Here is a 16,849-nt window from a genome sequence, read left to right as displayed (position 1 = left end):
CCCCGCAAGGAGAACGAGATGCGCCAACCCCCCACTCGATCGGCCAAACGCCTCGTGGCCCCCTGGGCGGCCACGGCACTGCTGGCCGGCGCCCTGGTGGCCCTCCAGGCGCCCGCCGCCCAGGCGGCCGGCAGCGTCGTCAAGGTCACCGGTTCGCAGGGTGCCTGGCAGCTGACCGTGGACGGTTCGCCGTATACGGTCAAGGGTCTGACCTGGGGCCCCTCGGCCGCCGACGCCGAGAAGTACATGCCGGACGTGGCGTCCATGGGCGTCAACACCATCCGCACCTGGGGCACCGACGCCACCAGCAAGCCGCTCTTCGACTCGGCGGCGGCCCACGGTGTCAAGGTGATCGCGGGCTTCTGGCTCCAGCCGGGCGGCGGGCCGGGCAGCGGCGGCTGCGTCAACTACCTGACGGACACCGAGTACAAGAACAACATGCTCGCGGAGTTCCCCAAGTGGGTGGACACCTACAAGGACAACCCCGGCGTGCTGATGTGGAACGTCGGCAACGAGTCGACGCTCGGCCTGCAGAACTGCTACGGCGGTGACGAGCTGGAGGCCCAGCGCAACGCGTACACCACCTTCGTGAACGACATCGCGAAGAAGATCCACGCGGTCGACCCCAACCACCCGGTCACTTCGACCGACGCCTGGACGGGCGCCTGGCCGTACTACAAGAGGAACGCCCCGGATCTCGACCTGTACGCCGTCAACGCCTACAACGCGGTGTGCACCATCAAGTCCGACTGGGAACAGGGCGGTTACGACAAGCCCTACATCGTCACCGAGACGGGCCCGGCCGGTGAGTGGGAGGTCGACGACGACGCGAACGGCGTCCCGACCGAGCCGACCGATGTCGCCAAGGGTGAGGGCTACACCAAGGCGTGGGGCTGTATCACCGGCCACACCGGGGTCGCGCTCGGCGCCACGATGTTCCACTACGGCGTCGAGGACGACTTCGGCGGCGTCTGGTTCAACCTGCTGCCGGGCGGCGCGAAGCGGCTCTCGTACTACGCCGTGAAGAAGGCGTACGGCGCGGACACCTCGGGCGACAACACTCCTCCGGTGATCACGGACATGACGGTGGACAACGCCACCTCCGGCGTCCCCACCGGCGGTGACGTGCGGATCAGCACCAGGACGTCCGATCCGGACGGCGACGCGATCAGCTACCAGGTGCTGTTCAGCAGCAACTACATCGACCAGGACAAGGCGCTCGTCCCGGCCGGGACCAAGGACAACGGCGACGGCACCCTGACCGCGAAGGCGCCGTCCAGGACGGGCGTCTACAAGGTCTATGTGAAGGCCTGGCGTTCGCGTACTTCGACGTGCACCAGCAGCGGGGCCTGCTCCCGATGGAGAACGGCGGCGAGGCCGCGGTCTTCTTCTGCTGGACGCTGCTGCTGATCGTCTTCTCGGGGCCGGGCGCGCTGGCCGCGGACCGGCTGTTCACCTCCCGCGGAGCCACCCGCAAGGACGCGGACGTCCAGCGGGAGCAGCACCTGCGGGTGCCCGCCTGAGGGGACGGGTACTGCGCGCACCGGCCTCCCGGGACTGCCCCCGGGAGGCCGGTGGTGTGCGTGGCACCCGGCGCCCGTCACACCGCGGCGCCCTCGCGCGCCCCGGCGTACTGCTCGCCCTCGGGCCGCGCCTTCCTCGGCAGCAGCAGGGTGACGGCGAGGAAGGCCACCGGCCCGCGCCGATGCCGGAGACGGCCACGCCCGGCGCGATGTCCCCGATGGAGAACGAGCCGGTGGCGCCGAGCTGATCCGAACGGGAGGTCCCGGGGGCCCTACTCCTTCGCGATCGCCTGCCGGAAGCCCGTGTTCACCGCGGTCAGCCCGCCGTCCACGCACAGCGTCGTCCCGGTGACCCAGGCCGCGTCGCGGGAGGCGAGGAAGGCGACGGCGGCCGCGATGTCCTCCGGCTCGCCGATCCGGCCGAGCGGGTAGAGGCCGCTGACCCGGGAGAGTTCGGCGTCGCGGCCGGACCAGGCGTCGGTACGGATCGTGCCGGGCGTAACCAGGTTGACCCGCACCCCGCGCGGTCCGGCGTGGCCCGCGAGCGTACGGGTGAGGCTGCCCAGGCCCGCCTTGGCGGCGCTGTAGGCGTGGTTGCCGAAGTCCTGCACGCCGTTGACCGATCCGATGCTGACGATCGCGCCCCGGCCGGACGCCGCGAGGTGGGGCAGCGCGGCACGCGAGCAGCGGTAGGCGCCGCTGAGTGTGACGTCGAGGTCGCGCTCCCAGACCTCGTCCGGCTCGTCCTCGAAGAGCGCGGCGTCCGCGGTGCACGCGTAGGCGTTGTTCACCAGTACGTCGAGCGCGCCGAACGCCGAGACCGCGTGGGCCACCGCCGCCTCGACCGCCGCCCGGTCGGTCACGTCGCAGCCCAGCGACTCTGCCGTGCCGCCCGACTCCACGATCCGCGCCGCCACCCGCGCGGCCCGGTCCGGGTCCAGGTCGGTGACCAGGACCCGGGCGCCCTCGGCCGCGAGCCGGTGGGCCGTGGCGGCGCCGATGCCCTGGCCCGCACCGGTGATGAGGACGCCGTATCCGTCGAATCGCGCGAGCTCAGCAGAAGTCATAGCGCCGACCGTACTGCGCGGACCAGTGCCTGGGCACGGGGGTCGGCGGTGACTCCCTTCTGCAGACCGTTCGTCACATAGCCGAGCGCGATGCCCGCTTCGGGGTCGGCGAAGCCGAGCGAACCGCCCCGGCCGGGGTGACCGAAGGAGCCCGGGGAGAGCAGCGGGGAGGCCGGTCCGTGCAGCATGTAGCCGAGCCCGAAACGGGTGTTGACGACCAGCACCCGGTCGGGGCCCGCGGACTCCTCGGTGCGGGCCAGTGTCAGCGTGGCGGGGGCGAACAGCCGGTGGCCGTCGACCGGCCCGATCATCGCGGCGTAGCAGCGGGCCAGACCCCGGGCGGTGGCGATGCCGTTGGACGCGGGGAGTTCGGCCGCCCGGTAGCCGGAGTCGTTCTCGTCGGGGAACGGGTCGATGGCGCCGAACGCCCGGCGGGTCAGCGAGTCCGGGTCGCGGTAGGCGTCGACGACGGAGCGCTTGGGGCGCATCCGCAGCGCGCCCGTGCCGTCGCCCGCGGGTGCCTCGGCCGGTCCGATCCGGCCCACCCGGTGGGCCTCGTCCGCCGGGATGCCGAACCAGAAGTCCAGGCCGAGCGGGCGGGCGATCTCCTCGGCCACCCAGCGGCCGACGGTGCGTCCGGTGACGCGTCGCACCAGTTCGCCGAGGAGCCAGCTGTAGGTCTGCGCGTGGTAGCCGTGTTCGGCGCCGGGCTCCCACTCGGGGCGCTGGGCGGCGACGGCCCGCGGCCCGCTCACCCCGTCGGCCGCCTCCTCGGGGGTCAGCGTCCGGTCCAGGGCCGGGACCCCGGCCCGGTGGGCGAGGAGGTGGCGCACGAGTACGCGCTCCTTGCCGTTGGCCTTGAACTCGGGCCAGTAGGTGCCGACCGGCGCGTGCAGATCGATCTGGCCGCGCTGGTGCAGCAGCAGCGGGACGGCGGCGGCGATGCCCTTGCCGGCCGAGCGGACGACCTGCACGGTGTCGACGGCCCACGGCTCGACGCCGTCGACGTCTCTGGTCCCGGCCCACAGATCGACGACCTTGCGCCCGTGCCGGTAGACGGTGACCGCTGCCCCGCGGTCGCCGCGCTGCTCGAAGTTACGGATGAAGGCATCCCGGACCGGTTCGAATCCGGGCACCACCGCGCCCCGTACGTCCACGCCTGTTCCCGCGCTCCCGCTCATCCCCCCATGGTGCATTGCGCCGCAGGTCGGACGTGGGGCGGGTTACCTCATGTTCACCTTCACGGAGCGCGGGTCGAACCCGAAGGGGAGCTCCAGCCGGTGCGCGCGCATCAGTTGCTCGTCGCAGAGCAGGTCCTGGGTGCGGTCGTCGGCGACGATGACCCCGTCGCTGAGGATGACCGCGCGGCCGCACAGCTCCAGGGCGTACGGCAGGTCGTGCGTGACCATCAGCACGGTGACGTCCAAGGACCGCAGGATGTCGGCGAGTTCGCGGCGGGAGGCCGGGTCCAGGTTGGAGGAGGGCTCGTCCAGGACGAGGATCTCGGGCCGCATCGCGAGGACCGTGGCGACGGCGACGCGGCGGCGCTGGCCGAAGGAGAGGTGGTGCGGCGGCCGGTTGAGGTACTCCTCCATGCCGACCTGCTTCAGCGCGTCGGTGACCCGCTCCTCCAGTTCGGCGCCGCGCAGTCCGCTCGACGCGGGCCCGAAGGCGACGTCCTCGCGGACGGTGGGCATGAAGAGCTGGTCGTCGGGGTCCTGGAAGACGATGCCGACGCGGCGGCGGATCTCGGCGAGGTTGCGCTTCTCCACCGGGAGCCCGGCGACCCGGACGGTGCCGGCGCCCGCGTCGAGGATGCCGTTGAGGTGCAGGACGAGCGTGGTCTTGCCGGCCCCGTTCGGGCCGAGCAGGGCGACGCGCTCGCCGCGCGCGACGGTCAGATCGATGCCGAAGAGCGCCTGGTGGCCGTCGGGGTAGGCGTAGGCGAGACCGCCGACCTCCAGGGACGGCGGCGGGGTCGGAACGGGGGCGACGGGGGACTGGCTCATACGGTCCATCCCAGCAGACACACGACGAGGGCGAGCAGGGGGAGTGCCGACGCGTACGCCCACTGGGTGCGCGAGGCGGTCACCTCGTCGATGACCGGCATGGTGCCGGTGTAGCCGCGGCTGACCATCGCGAGGTGGACGCGCTCGCCGCGCTCGTAGGACCTGATGAAGAGCGCGCCGGCCGATTTCGCCAGCACGCCCCACTGCCGTACCCCGCGCGCCTCGAAGCCGCGCGAGCGGCGGGCGATGGACATCCGGCGCATCTCGTCGGTGATCACATCGCCGTACCGGATCATGAAGGAGGCGATCTGGACGAGCAGCGGCGGCAGCCTCAGGCGCTGGAGGCCGAGCAGCAGGGAGCGCAGTTCGGTGGTGGAGGCGAGGAGCACGGAGGCGGCGACGCCGAGGGTGCCCTTGGCCAGGACGTTCCAGGCGCCCCAGAGGCCGGGGACGCTGACGGAGAGGCCGAGCACATGGGTCTGCTCGCCGGGCACCACGAACGGCATGAGCAGCGCGAACGCGACGAACGGCACCTCGATCAGCAGCCGTTTGAGGAGGAAGCCGACCGGGATGCGGGCGAGTGCGGTGACGCCCGCGATCAGCAGCGCGTACAGCCCGAACGCCCACACCGCCTCGCGCGGGGTGGTGACGACGACCACGACGAAGCAGAAGACGGCGGCGAGCTTGCAGTGCGGCGGCAGGTCGTGGACCGGCGAGTGCCCGTGCCGGTAGAGCTTGTGGGCGTGCCCCGCGCCCATCAGACCTTCTCGTCGGTACGGGTGGTGCCGTCCGCGGGCTCGTCCTTCGCACGACGGCGGCGGGTGACGACGTAGAACGCGCCGCTGCCGACGACGAGGGTGGCGCCGACGCCGATCACTCCGGCCAGTCCCCCGGAGATCCGGGCGTCGGAGACGTCCTTGACGCCGTAGTCGGCGAGCGGGGAGTCCTTGGACGCGTGCTCCTCGGTCTTCTTGTCGATGCCCTGGTCGGTGGCGACCTTCTCCAGGCCGTCGGGGCTGGCGGAGGCGTAGAAGGAGACGAAGCCGGCGAGCACCAGCGCGGTGACCAGGCCGGTGGCCCACGGGCCCCGGTTGGAGCGGGCGGCCGGGGCCGCGGCGACGGGCTCGGGGGCGGGTGCGTCGACGAGTTCGCCGTCGATCCGGAGCTTGAGCGGGGCGGTGAGCCCGCGGGCGCCGTGGACCAGGTCGGGGCGTACGGCGATGACGGCGCCGACGGTCAGCGCGGTGATCACGGCCTCGCCGATGCCGATCAGGACGTGGACCCCGACCATCGCGGTGAAGACCTTGCCGATCGGGATGTCGGTGGTGCCGCCGATCCAGTACATCAGCGTGAAGGCGCAGGCCGCGGCCGGTACGGAGACGAGTGCGGCGACGAAGGCGGCGCCGGTCATGGAGCGGCGGGTGCGCGGCAGCAGGCCGACCAGTGCGCGGAAGAGGGCGTACGCGACGACGGTGGTCACGATGCCCATGTCCAGGATGTTCACGCCGAGCGCGGTGAGCCCGCCGTCGGCGAACAGGATGCCCTGCATCAGCAGGACGACGGAAATACAGAGGATGCCGGTGTACGGCCCGACCAGGATCGCGGCCAGCGCCCCGCCCAGCAGATGGCCGCTGGTCCCGGCGGCGACCGGGAAGTTCAGCATCTGCACGGCGAAGATGAAGGCGGCGACCAGCCCGGCCAGCGGCGCGGTCTTCTCGTCCAGTTCCCGGCGGGCCCCCTTCAGGCTGACGGCCACGGCACCGGCGGCCACGACTCCGGCCACGGCGGAGACGGGTGCGTTGATGAATCCGTCGGGTACATGCATGGGGAGGCTCCGCTTCCTGCGTTCCTGCATTGCTGCGCGGGGTCATGAACCTCTCAATAATAGGACCTTGTTGCGAACTGTTCGCAAGAGCGCTTCCGCCACAACTACCCAGGGTCCCCACAGTGCTCTTTACGTAAAATATGGGACATTAGAGGACGAAGTCATACATACAGGAGGAGCCGGCCCATGTCCCCCGTGATCAAAGAACATGCCCGCGCCCGGCTCGTCACCGACGCCCGCGACCTGCCCACGGTCCCGGTCGAGCTGCGATACGACACCGCCGCCGCTCCGCACACGATCCGTGTCGCCTTCCCCGGCGGCGCGGAGTGGGCCGTCGAACGCGAGCTGCTGGAGCGCGGGCTGCGCGCCCCGGTCGAGCACGACGGCTACCGGATCTGGCCGTGCGGCCGGGCCCAGCTGGTCGTCGAGCTCCATTCGGCGGCCGGCGTCGAGGTGGTGCAGTTCGACAGCGCCCCCCTGATCCGCTTCCTGCGGCGCACCCACGCCGAGACCAGGACCGAGACCGCCCGCGCCTGAGCGCTCCCCCGTCGTGCGGTGGATGAACCCCCGGGGCGGGTATGACTCGGCGCAGAGGAAGCGACGAATCTGGCGGGGGGCGCCGTGGACGGTGTTGGAGACTTAGCGCAGGGGCTGCGGCCCGTCGAGGTGGTGGGGTTCGGGGCACTGAACGTCGACTACATCGCGAGCGCGTCCCGGCTGTCGGCCGGGATGACGGAGCAGGTGTCGGAATCGACGGCCCGCTTCGAGTGGAACACCGAGGGACCGGTCGACGCCGCGACCATCGCCAGGGCGATCGAGCGGTTGGGCACCTCGTCGCTGGACGCCTCGCTGGGCGGGTCGGCGTGGCTGACCATCTTCACGCTGGCCCAGATGCGGCTCGGCATCCGGCTCGGGTACGTCGGGGTGGTCGGCCGGATGGAGACCCCCGGGCTGTCCTTCGTGGGACAGATGGACCGGCTCGGGATCGACCGGCGGTTCGTGGGGCGGCGCCCCGACCTGCTGTGCGGGGTGTGCCTGTCCTACCCGGACGACGTGGAGCGGGTGATGCTCACGCACCCGGGCGCGAACTTCGCGATGGCGGATCACCTGCTTCGGTACGGCGATCAGATCGCCGACTACCTCGCCGCGGCACGGATCGTGCATGTCACCTCCTTCCTGGACGCGGACACGCCGCCGCTGATGCTGCGCGTGCTCACCGACGCGCGCCGGCGCAATCCGGCACTGAGGATCAGCTTCGACCCGGGATTCGACTGGGCCGAGCACCGGAGCGAGGCGATCGACGGAATCCTCGCCCTGAGCGACCTGCTGTTCGTCAACCACCGTGAGTTCAGGGCGCTGGGCGAGTACGCGCTCGGCGAGTCCGACGAGGTGCTCTCCGCCCGGGTTCTGGCCCGGTGCTCTGCCACGGCGACGGTGTTCGTCACCAAGCGCTACGACTTCGTGAAGGTCTTCCGCTCCTCCCCGCAGGGCGCCCTTGAGCAGCGGTTCCAACTGCGCAGGCCCGTACGTGAGAAGCCACTGGAGGACGCCACCGGTGCCGGCGACGTGTTCGCCGCCTCCGTCCTCGCGGCAGCCACCTCCCGGCGACTGCAGGTGGAGCTCGGCTCCTACCTCGGCCTGAGCCTGTCACGGCACCGCACCGCTCACCGCCCGGCCTCCGGCGCGTCGGCGCTGGGCCGGGACGGTTTCCTGCAGTCGGCCGAGACCCTGACCGGGCCGGGAGCCCGGGCCACCGCGGTACTGGTGGCCCACGACGGCGGCGCACAGTGGCAGACCCTTCGGCAGTTCCTGGTCGAGGACTGTCACCTCACGGTCCATGCGCTCGGCGTCGAGCACGCGTCCGGCCCCGAGTACGCCCGGCTGATGCGGGAGCAGCTGGCCCGCAGCGGCTTCGCGGTGTGCGTGCTCTCCGCCACCCGGCTGATGGGCGGCGGGAGCAGGCGTGCCGGCGAGGACACCGTTCACCAGGTCGGCATCTTCCAGGGCTACTACGGCTTCGGACGCGTCGCCATCCTGGCCGAGGAGGGATGCGAACCGTTCTCCAACAACGCGGGTCTGATTCGGCTCGACTACGGGCCCGACCGTATCCACAGCACGTTCTTGGAGTTGGAGCGAATGCTGATCAGGGAGGGCATTCTGACGCGAGGAGGCAGTCGCCATGACCAGTGACCCCACCAACAGGCCGGCGGTTTCGCCACGTCCCGGCTTCGCGCTGGATGTGGTCGGGATCGGAGCCCTGAACCTCGACTACATCACCCACTCCGAGCGGGACAGGGGCTCCGAGCGGGGAAAGGACACCGAGCGCCCCACGCCGCTCGTCGAGCGGATCGCCGGTCTGCTCGACACCGGGCGGCCGGCACCCGAGTGGGGCACGGAGAGCGCCGTTGACGAGGCCACCGTGTACGCGGCACTGGAAGCCGTCAACGCCGCGTCCCTCCAGACCTCGCTCGGAGGCTCCGCCTACAACGCCGTCCACACGCTCGCGCAGCTCCAGCTCGACCTGCGTCTCGGTTACGTCGGCGTCGCCGGGCGTGTGCCCGGCCCGGGTCTGTCGGCCGTTCAGCAGATGGAAGCACTGGGCGTGGACCATTCGTTCGTGTTCCGCGACGACGAGCACCTGTGCGGCGTGTGCTTCTCCTTCACCGAGGACGGTGAACGCACCCTCCTCACCCATGCCGGTGCCAACGCCGCCATGGCCGACCACCTCGAGCGTTCCTTCGACGAGCTCGTCGCCTACCTGTCCGACGCCCGGGTCATCCACGTCACCTCCTTCCTCGACGACCGCACCCCCGCGCAGCTCCTCGCCCTTCTCACGGCGGTCAAGCGGGCCAGCCCCCACACCCTGATCAGCGTCGACCCCGGCCACGTCTGGAGCGCCCAGCCCACCCCGGAGACCGAAGCGATCGTCGCGCTGGCCGACTACCTGCTGCTCAACCACCGCGAGTTCCACGAACTGGGCCGCCGCACCGACCAGGACACCGACGCGGACGTCGCCGCGCGCCTGCTGGACCGGGTCACCGGCGACCGCGGTGTGATCGTGGTGAAACGCCGCGCGGGAATCCAGTCCTGGCGCCGCGAACGGGGCAAGGCCCTGGATGACTTCTACTCCCAGGCGGTGCTCCCCGACGACCAGGTCGAGGACGCCACCGGCGCCGGCGACGTCTTCGCCGCCGGCCTGCTCGCCGTCATCACCGGAGACCGGCTTCAGGTCGAACTCGGCTCCCTGCTCGGCATGGCACTCGCACGCCACAAGCTGCGCTACGTGGGCAGCCACGGCCACGGCCAGTTCGCCGAGGTCACCCGGGACTTCATCCGCTCCCTGGACGCCGCCCGCCGTACGGCGGGCCGCCCCGTGGGGGTCTTCGTCGCCCATGGACGAAATCCCGAATGGCTGGCCGTCAAGGCCTTCGTGGAGCGGCGGTTCGGCCTGCCCGTCTACTCCTTCGAGTCCGATGCGTGGGGCAGCCGCCAGGTCACCGAGGCGCTCGCCGACTACATGCAGCGCTGCAGCTTCGCGATCTGCGTACTCACCGCGGAGGACACCACGGGGGACGGGCACCTGGTCGCCCGCCAGAACGTGATCCACGAGATCGGCCTGTTCCAGGGCCACTGCGGGTTCGACCGGGTGCTGGTCCTGGCCGAAGAGGGCTGCGAGTCCGTTCCCGCGGTCGCCGCGCCGTACACGATCACCTTCCCGCGCAACGCCATCGACAAGACGTTCTGGCACCTGGACCGGGCGCTGCGGACCCACGGATTCGAGCGTACGTAGTCCCATGCCGAGAGCCCCCGTGCACCTGGTGCACGGGGGCTCTCGTCGCTCCGGTCCCCCGTCCCCACAGGTAACCGGCGCTTCCGGGGCCGCACTCCGCTCAGGCGCGGCTCCGGAGGTCAGCGGCTCTCCGGCGGCGGCTCAGACGCGGGTCAGCTCGCGCTCACCGCCGGGGTCCGGACCGGCGCCGTCCCCGGCCGGGGCGCCGAGCTCCTTGCGCAGCCCCTCGCCCTCCACGTCCACGTTGGGCAGCACCCGGTCCAGCCAGCGCGGCAGCCACCAGGCGCGCTTGCCGAGCAGGGCGAGGACCGCGGGCACGATGGCCATCCGCACGACGAACGCGTCGAAGAAGACGGCGATGGCCAGCGAGAAGCCGATCATCTTGATCATCTGCTCGCTGGAGCCGATGAAGCCGGAGAAGACCGCCATCATGATCACGGCCGCGGCCGTGACCACCCGGGCGCCGTGCTTGAAGCCGGTGACGATCGCCTGGCCGGGCTTCTCCCCGTGGACGTACGCCTCACGCATCCGGGTCACGAGGAAGACCTCGTAGTCCATCGCGAGACCGAAGACCACACCCACCATGAAGATCGGCATCATCGACATGATCGGACCGGTCTGCTCGACCCCGAAGAGCGAGCCGAGCCAGCCCCACTGGAAGACCGCGACGACCGCGCCCAGGGCCGCGACGACCGAGAGCAGGAAGCCGAGCGCCGCCTTCAGCGGCACCAGCACCGACCGGAAGACCACCATCAGCAGCAGGAAGGCGAGGCCGACGACGAGTGCCAGGTACGGCAGCAGCGCGTCGTTCATCTTCTGCGAGAAGTCGATGTTCATCGCGGTGGAACCGGTGACCAGGACCTCGGCGCCGGTGTCGGACTTGATGTCCGTGCCCGCGTCGCGGATCGCGTGGACCACGTTCTCGGTCTCGACCGAGCTCGGCCGGTCCTTCGGGACGACGGTGATCATCGCCGCGTCGCCGGCCTTGTTGAAGTTGGCCGGGGTGACGGCGACGACACCGGGCATGTCGGAGATCTCGTCGCCGACCCGCTTGGCGGCGGCCTTGCCGTCGGAGCTGTTCTCCGTGTCGACGACGACCATCAGCGGGCCGTTGAAGCCGGGGCCGAAGCCCTCGGAGAGCAGGTCGTAGGCGCGGCGCTGCGTGGTGCTGGTGGGCTGGGAGCCGTCGTCCGGCAGGCCCATCTCCAGGGAGGCGGCCGGGATCGCGATCGCGCCCAGGCCGAGGACGCCGACGAGCAGCACCCACACGGGCTTGCGCAGCACGAACCGCGCCCAGCGGGTGCCCATGTTCGGCTTGGCCTCGGGCCTGTTCTCGGCCTCGGCGGCCTTGCGTGCCTTGCGCCCCATGACCCGCTTGCCCGCGAAGCCCAGCAGGGCCGGGACGAGGGTGAGCGCGATGAGGACGGCGATGGCGACCGTGCCGGCCGCGGCGAAGCCCATCTTCGACAGCATCGGGATGTTGACGACGGCCAGGCCGACCAGGGCGATGACCACGGTGAGCCCGGCGAAGACGACCGCGGAACCGGCCGTGCCGACCGCGCGTCCCGCCGCCTCCTCGCGCTCCCGGCCCTCGGCCAGTTCGGCGCGGTAGCGGGAGACGATGAAGAGCGCGTAGTCGATGCCGACCGCGAGGCCGATCATCATCGCGAGGGTCGAGGTGGTGGAGCCGAGGTCCAGCACATTGGCCAGCGCCGTGATCGACGAGACGCCGATGCCGACGCCGATCAGCGCGGTGAGCAGGGGCAGCCCCGCCGCGATGAGCGATCCGAAGGTGATGACCAGCACCACCGCGGCCAGGGCGACACCGATGATCTCGGTGGCGCCGGTCTCCGGCATCACCTGGAGCGCGTCACCGCCGATCTCCACGGTCATGCCGGTCTTCTGCGCCGCCTCGCCCGCGTCCTCCAGGGCGGTCCGGGTGTCGTCGGTCAGCTCCATCGAGTTGACCTTGTAGGTCACCGAGACGTACGCGGTCGAGCCGTTCTTGGAGACGGCGTTGCCCGTGTACGGGTCGACGACCGAGGCCACCTGGTCCGAGCCGGACTTCAGCCGGCTGGTGATCTTCTTGACGTCGGCCTTGTGGGCCGGGTCCGTCATCTTCTCGTTCTCGGGGGCCTTGAAGACGATGCGCGCGGTCGCGCCGTCGGCACTGGCAGCGGGGAATCGCTGTTCCAGCAGGTCGAAGGCCTTCTGCGCCTCCGTGCCCGGGATCGAGAAGGAGCTGGAGGTGGCGGTGGACGCGGAGGCCGCGCCGAATCCGGCGAGCGCCAGCAGTGCCACCCAGATCAGGGCGACATAGCGGCGGCGCCGGAAGGCGAGCCGTCCGATTTTATAGAGGAATGTGGCCACGGAGGCGTACTCCCGGTCAGGTCGTTGAGTGGAAAAAGGCGTGAGGAACCAGCCCGACGACGAGAGCGGCGTGTCAGGTGGGGCTTGGGGAGAGGGCGGTGCGAGGGACGGGGGTCAGAGTCCGAGAGCGGGGAGAATCACGGAGTCGACGTAGTCGGTGAGGAACGCGTGGTCCACGGCGCGGTCCTCGATCAGCTGCCGAGCGGTGAACGCGCCGATCAGCATGTGCGGTACGTACTTCAGCGCCGGGTTGTCCGGGCTCAGCTCACCCCGGTCCAGGGCTCGGCCGAGCAGCACTTCGAGACCGGTCAGTTCCGGCTCGACCAGCAGTTCGCGCAGCGCCTGGAGGAGGTCGGGGTTGTTGTGGACGGCTTGGCTCAGACCCCGCATCAGCGCGGCGTCCTTCTCCATCTGGCAGTCATCGCTACGGCTCAGGACGGCATGGAAGTCACCGCGCAGCGAGCCGGTGTCGACCTCGCCGAGGGATACGGGCTTGTTGTGCCGCAGAGCCGTGACGACGAGCTCGGGCTTGCTCCCCCACTGGCGGTAGAGGGTGGCCTTGCTGGAACGGGTGCGCGCGGCGACGGCGTCCATGGTCAGGGCGTCGTAGCCGACCTCGCGGAGCAGGTCGAGCACGGCGGCGTACAGCTCGCCCTCACGCTCGGGCGTGAGCCGTGTGCGTGCCATGTGTCGACCCCCGATCCTGAGCTCGCGCGATTCGTACGTCACTCGATCGAATGTCAGTCAATCGAACGAAACTGTTTCGTACACATCGACGGTACCCCGGGCATCCAGCGAAACGAAATCGTTTCGCTTGTGTTCCGCACCACAAGTTGCCGCCGCCCTCGTGCACGGAAAGCATTGAGGGGTGAGTGACGACGTCTCGTATCTCCGGTTCCCGCACCTCCACGAGGATCAGCTCTGCTTCGCGGCAGAGGACGATCTCTGGGTCGCCCCTCTCGTCCCCGAGGGCGACCGGCCCGGACGCGCCTGGCGGGTGACCGTCGACCGCACCAGAGTCAGCCATCCGCGCTTCTCCCCCGACGGGACCCGGATCGCGTACACGACCTGGCGCAGCCTCGACCCCGAGATCCATCTGGCGCCGGTCACCGGCGGTCCGGCCCGCCGGCTCACCTACTGGGGTTCGACGGACGCCCGGGTCTGCGGCTGGACGCCGGACGCCGGGGACGCCGCGCAGATCCTCGCCGTCTCCTCGCACCGGCAGCCGTTCTCGTACTTCTCCTGGGCCTACAGCCTGCCCACGGACGGCAGCCCCGGCGGCAGGCTGCCCTGGGGCCCGGTCTCCGACATCGCCGTCGCGGACATCGGGGGCGAGCGCCGCACCCTGCTGCTCTCCGGCACCCCGCCGCACGAGCCGGCCGCCTGGAAGCGGTACCGGGGCGGGGCGACGGGGCGGCTGTGGCTGCACGGCGAGCGGCTGCTCCCGGACATCGGCGGACACCTCGGCTCGCCGATGTTCGTCGCCGGCCGGATCGCCTTCCTCTCCGACCACGAGGGCGTCGGCAACCTCTACTCCTGCCTGCCCGACGGCAGCGATCTGCGCCGCCACAGCGACCACGACACGTTCTACGCCCGGCACGCCTCCAGCGACGGGCGGCGGGTCGTCTACCAGTGCGCGGGCGAGCTGTGGCTGGCCGACGACCTGGAGTCACCCGGCGCGGCCCCCCGCAGGCTGGAGGTACGGCTCGGCGGTCCGCGGGCCGGCCGGCGCACCTACCAGGTGCCCGCCGCCAGCCATGTCGACTCGCTCTCCGTGGACGAGACCGGCCGGGCCAGCGCCGTATCGGTGCGCGGCAGCCTGTACTGGCTCACCCACCGCGACGGGCCCGCCCGCACCATCGCCGACACCGCCGGTGTACGGGTCAGGCTGCCGGAGATGCTCGGCAGCGGCGGCCAGGTGGCGTACGTGACGGACGCGGCGGGCGAGGATGCGATCGAGATCGCCTATCTGCCGCGCGCCAGCGGCGACCGCGCACCGCGCCTGCTCGCCTCCGGCCGGGTCGGCCGGGTCCAGGAGCTGATCGCCGACCCGGACGGCGAACGTCTCGCGATCGCCTCGCACGACGGCCGTCTCCTCCTCCTGGACACGGACGAGGAGACGGCCACCGGCGAACCCACCGAACTCATCCGCTCCACCAACGGGCCGGTCCGCGATCTGGCGTTCTCCCCGGACGGGGCGTGGCTGACCTGGTCGCACCCCGGCGTCGGCCGCTCGCTGCGCAAGATCAAACTGGCCCGGATCGCCGACCCGGACGCCCCGGTGATCGTGGACGTCACCAACGGCCGCTTCGAGGACGAGAACCCCGTCTTCACCGGCGACGGCCGCTACCTCGCGTTCCTCTCCTGGCGCGGCTTCGACCCGGTGTACGACGTGCACACCGGCGACCTCTCCTTCCCGCTCGGCTGCCGCCCGTACCTGGTCCCGCTCTCCTCGGCGACCCCCTCCCCCTTCGCGCTCTCCCCCGACGGCCGGCCGGCCGCGGGCGGCCTCGACCCGTTGGACTCCGCCGAGGCGGGTACGGCCGAGGGGTCCACGGTCACCGTCGAGTTCGAGGGACTGGAGAACCGGGTCACGCCCTTCCCCGTCTCCGCCTCCAAGTACTCGGCGCTGTACCCGGTCAGCGGCGGCGGACTGGTCTGGCTGCGCTGGCCGATCTCCGGCGCACTCGGCGAGACGTTCGCCAACCCGGCGGACATGTCGGGCCGGCCGACCCTGGAGCACTTCAGCATCGCCAAGGCGAAGAAGACCGAACTCGTCGGCCACCTCGACTGGTTCGCCGTCAGCGGCGACGCCTCCCGGCTGGTCGTGATGGACGACGGCGAGCTGCGCGCCGTCCCCGCGACCGAGCCCGGCGACAACGACTCCACGGTCTACCTGGACCTGCGCCGCATCCTGCACGACGTCGACCCGGCGGCGGAGTGGCGGCAGGCGTACGGCGAGGCCGGGCGCATCATCCGCTCCTACTTCTGGGAGCCGGACATGTGCGGCATCGACTGGGACGCGATCCTGGACCAGTACCGCCCCCTGGTCGAACGGGTCGCCACCCCCGACGAGTTCGCCGATCTGCTGCGCGAAGTCCTGGGCGAACTGGGCACCTCGCACGCGTACGTGGCCCCCGCCCGCCGCAACGAGGGCCCGCCGCACTACCAGCGGGCGATGGGCATGCTCGGCGCGAACCTGGTGTGCCGGGACGGCGACTGGACCATCCAGCGCATCCTGCCCGGCGACTCCTCGGACTCCAAGGCCCGCTCCCCACTGGCCGGTACGGGCATCAGGGAGGGCGCGGTCCTCACCCACGTGGACGGCCGCCCGGTGGACCCGGTCACCGGCCCCTACCCGCTGCTCTCCGCCGCGGGCGGCACCACGGTCGAGCTGACCTTCCGGCCGGCCGAGGGCGAGGGCCGCTCCCGCCGGGTCGCGATCGTCCCCCTGGTCGACGAACGCCCGCTGCGCTACCAGGACTGGGTGGCCAAGCGCCGCGAGGTCGTACGGGAGATGAGCGACGGCCGCTGCGGCTACCTCCACATCCCCGACATGGGCGGCTCCGGCTGGGCCCAGTTCAACCGGGACCTGCGCCTGGAGGTCTCCCGCCCGGCCCTGATCGTGGACGTACGCGGCAACGCGGGCGGCCACATCAGCGAACTCGTCGTCGAGAAACTCACCCGCACGATCCTCGGCTGGGACCTCACCCGCGACGCCCAGCCCGTCAGTTACGCCTCCAACGCCCCCCGCGGCCCGGTGGTCGCCCTCGCCGACGAGGCGACGTCCTCCGACGGCGACATGATCACCGCCGCGTTCCGCCTGCTGGAACTGGGCCCGGTGGTGGGCCAGCGCACCTGGGGCGGCGTGGTCGGCATGACCGGCCGCCACCGGCTGGGCGACGGCACGGTGATCACGGTGCCGATGAACGCGGCCTGGTTCGACGCGTACGGCTGGTCGGTGGAGAACCACGGCGTCTCCCCCGACGTGGAGGCCCTGCGCACCCCCCTGGACTGGGCGGAGGGCCGCCACGCGGTGCTGGACGACGCGGTCTGGATGGCCCTGGACCTCCTGGCCGCGCACCCGGAGGCGACCCCACCGACGTACGAGGCGGCCCCCAACCGGCAGCGGCCTCCGCTGCCGCCGCGGTAGGCGTCCGGTCCACCGCGGACATGAAGGAGACGGTGCCGCTGAGTAGCCGGCCTTCGGGGGTGCCGTCGTTGATGCGCTTGCCGCGTACGTCAAGAGGCGGAACCCTTCCCCC

General features: G+C 71.3%; 12 protein-coding genes and 1 pseudogene. 6 read left to right on the top strand and 7 right to left on the bottom strand.

Translation table 11 applies throughout. The features are described from left to right. Positions 1-18: 18 nt before the first annotated feature. Both J1C73_RS31030 and J1C73_RS35275 read left to right on the top strand, forming a co-directional pair. Positions 19-1,311: pseudogene (locus J1C73_RS31030) on the top strand (glycoside hydrolase family 2 TIM barrel-domain containing protein); the annotation flags it as partial. Positions 1,312-1,358: 47 nt separating this feature from the next. Next, positions 1,359-1,523 (top strand): DoxX family protein, encoded by a 165-nt coding sequence (locus J1C73_RS35275; protein ID WP_242644958.1) that lies wholly within the window; start codon positions 1,359-1,361, stop codon positions 1,521-1,523. A gap of 272 nt (positions 1,524-1,795) precedes the next feature. On the opposite strand, the gene J1C73_RS31020 is transcribed toward J1C73_RS35275, so the two are convergent. The 5 genes from J1C73_RS31020 to J1C73_RS31000 form a co-directional block, all read right to left on the bottom strand. Beyond that, complete coding sequence (locus J1C73_RS31020; protein ID WP_207319281.1) at positions 1,796-2,590, bottom strand: SDR family NAD(P)-dependent oxidoreductase; 795 nt, start codon at positions 2,588-2,590, stop codon at positions 1,796-1,798. Next, entirely contained in the window at positions 2,587-3,747 is a 1,161-nt protein-coding gene (locus J1C73_RS31015; protein ID WP_207319284.1) for a serine hydrolase domain-containing protein, read from the bottom strand. The genes J1C73_RS31020 and J1C73_RS31015 overlap by 4 nt, the downstream gene beginning before the upstream one ends. 66 nt (positions 3,748-3,813) lie before the next feature. Further along, positions 3,814-4,599 carry an energy-coupling factor ABC transporter ATP-binding protein gene (locus tag J1C73_RS31010; protein WP_207319280.1) on the bottom strand — a complete coding sequence of 262 codons (786 nt, stop codon included), beginning with the start codon at positions 4,597-4,599 and terminating at the stop codon, positions 3,814-3,816. Then, positions 4,596-5,357 carry a cobalt ECF transporter T component CbiQ gene (gene cbiQ, locus J1C73_RS31005; protein ID WP_207319279.1) on the bottom strand — a complete coding sequence of 254 codons (762 nt, stop codon included), beginning with the start codon at positions 5,355-5,357 and terminating at the stop codon, positions 4,596-4,598. Before cbiQ ends, J1C73_RS31010 begins: the two co-directional genes overlap by 4 nt. Further along, entirely contained in the window at positions 5,357-6,424 is a 1,068-nt protein-coding gene (locus J1C73_RS31000) for an energy-coupling factor ABC transporter permease (RefSeq protein ID WP_207319278.1), read from the bottom strand. Before J1C73_RS31000 ends, cbiQ begins: the two co-directional genes overlap by 1 nt. A gap of 186 nt (positions 6,425-6,610) precedes the next feature. On the opposite strand from J1C73_RS31000, the gene J1C73_RS30995 reads away from it, so the two are divergent. The 3 genes from J1C73_RS30995 (at position 6,611) to J1C73_RS30985 (ending at position 10,214) form a co-directional block, all read left to right on the top strand. Then, complete coding sequence (locus tag J1C73_RS30995; RefSeq protein ID WP_207319277.1) at positions 6,611-6,961, top strand: SsgA family sporulation/cell division regulator; 351 nt, start codon at positions 6,611-6,613, stop codon at positions 6,959-6,961. 84 nt (positions 6,962-7,045) lie between these two features. Further along, positions 7,046-8,614, top strand: a complete 1,569-nt coding sequence (locus tag J1C73_RS30990; protein ID WP_307797838.1) for a carbohydrate kinase family protein — start codon at positions 7,046-7,048, stop codon at positions 8,612-8,614. Then, on the top strand, positions 8,604-10,214 hold the full coding sequence (locus J1C73_RS30985) for a PfkB family carbohydrate kinase (RefSeq protein WP_242644956.1): 1,611 nt from the start codon (positions 8,604-8,606) through the stop codon (positions 10,212-10,214). Before J1C73_RS30990 ends, J1C73_RS30985 begins: the two co-directional genes overlap by 11 nt. A 141-nt stretch (positions 10,215-10,355) precedes the next feature. Here J1C73_RS30985 and J1C73_RS30980 read toward each other — a convergent pair whose 3' ends face one another. Beyond that, positions 10,356-12,584: an MMPL family transporter gene (locus J1C73_RS30980; RefSeq protein ID WP_207319276.1), complete on the bottom strand. Its 2,229-nt coding sequence runs from the start codon at positions 12,582-12,584 to the stop codon at positions 10,356-10,358. Between the two features lie 114 nt (positions 12,585-12,698). After that, positions 12,699-13,271 (bottom strand): TetR/AcrR family transcriptional regulator, encoded by a 573-nt coding sequence (locus tag J1C73_RS30975; protein ID WP_207319275.1) that lies wholly within the window; start codon positions 13,269-13,271, stop codon positions 12,699-12,701. A gap of 181 nt (positions 13,272-13,452) precedes the next feature. Here J1C73_RS30975 and J1C73_RS30970 point away from each other — a divergent pair, with 181 nt between their 5' ends. Next, a complete protein-coding gene (locus J1C73_RS30970; protein ID WP_207319274.1) occupies positions 13,453-16,737 on the top strand; it encodes a S41 family peptidase in 3,285 nt (1,094 codons plus the stop codon). The last annotated feature ends 112 nt before the right edge of the window (positions 16,738-16,849 follow it).

Source organism: Streptomyces laculatispora (assembly GCF_017353455.1).
Classification (GTDB): domain Bacteria; phylum Actinomycetota; class Actinomycetes; order Streptomycetales; family Streptomycetaceae; genus Streptomyces; species Streptomyces laculatispora.
Note: the sequence above shows the minus strand (reverse complement) of the source record. Positions and strands in the feature narration are given on the sequence as shown.